Source organism: Mucilaginibacter sp. P2_D11, assembly GCF_056404435.1.
Genome location: NZ_JBFUEA010000058.1, coordinates 1 through 656 on the forward strand (window position 1 = coordinate 1; position 656 = coordinate 656).

Annotated in this window: 2 rRNA genes; both read left to right on the forward strand. The window is 43.1% G+C overall.

Going from position 1 to position 656, the window contains the following annotated elements:
- Positions 1 to 251, forward strand: a 23S ribosomal RNA gene (locus AC1DXC_RS27325); the annotation flags it as partial.
- 303 nt (positions 252 to 554) lie between these two features.
- A 5S ribosomal RNA gene (gene rrf, locus AC1DXC_RS27330) occupies positions 555 to 656 on the forward strand; the annotation flags it as partial.

A 656-nucleotide genomic window follows, 5' to 3' on the forward strand; every position in this document is an offset into this window, starting at 1 on the left:
CCTTAGTACGAGAGGCCTTAGTACGAGAGGACCGGGTTGGACTAACCTCTGGTGAATCTGTTATGCCGCCAGGTGTATTGCAGAGTAGCTACGTTGGGAATAGATAAGCGCTGAAAGCATCTAAGTGCGAAACTAGCCACAAGATGAGACTTCCATTGAGGATCGTAGCAGACTACTACGTTGATAGGTTACAGGTATAAAGGTGGTGACATCAAAGCCGAGTAATACTAATCATCCGAAGCTTTCTCATAGCAGGTAATTAAAGGTGTTAGAGACACAAGACCGTAAGATACAAGAAGCAAGAGCAATCCTGTAACCCAATATCCGATCCCTTGCCTCTGACACCTCAACACAAAGCTGTTGTTTTCTCTCGAAATTACTTCTTTCAATAATATGTCATTGTTTATATCATTATTCATTGGGTCATTGAGTCATTCTTTGCACACTGATGAATGAATAAACAATATAAAATATAGAAAAGTCACCTGTCCTGGTGTCGAACGAGTTAACAATGACTCAATGACCCAATGACCTGGTGACCAATCTGAAGAAATTCAGGTGCCTATATCGGCGGTGTCCACCTCTTCCCATTCCGAACAGAGAAGTTAAGCCCGCCAGAGCCGATGGTACTGCAGTAAAATGTGGGAGAGTAGGTC